Genomic DNA, 361 nt, shown 5'->3' on the forward strand with positions numbered 1-361 from the left:
CCCGCTCGCGATCTGGCCGTTTCGCATGGCAGGCAAGGCCCACAACGTCAAGGTTTCAGGCGATCGCCAGGCGAGCGACGGTGGCGTGCTCCGCGAGTGGGCGTTAGAGGGCGTAGGGGTCATCATCAAGAACCGTTGGGATATTCGGACGGAACTCGCGTCCAGGACGCTGGAGACGGCGCTGGAGGAATACGTCGCGGAGCACGTCGATTTGTATGCCGTTTATCCGGCCGAGTTACCGGCGCGGCGCGTGACAGCGCTCATCCAGTTCCTCGCGGACGAACTTGCCACAGGATAAGGTCGTCGTGACTTTGCGCACGCAACGACTCATCCACCAATGCAGGCTAGTGTGAAATCGGCG

Annotated in this window: 1 protein-coding gene; it reads left to right on the plus strand. The window is 61.8% G+C overall.

Features of this window, described 5'->3' with window-relative positions; genetic code table 11:
- The coding region (locus U5A57_RS41485) for a LysR substrate-binding domain-containing protein (RefSeq protein WP_321918132.1) at window positions 1–298 on the plus strand (298 nt) is incomplete at its 5' end.
- Window positions 299–361: the final 63 nt, after the last annotated feature.

This window comes from Paraburkholderia sp. J11-2 (genome assembly GCF_905220185.1).
Classification (GTDB): Bacteria; Pseudomonadota; Gammaproteobacteria; order Burkholderiales; family Burkholderiaceae; genus Paraburkholderia.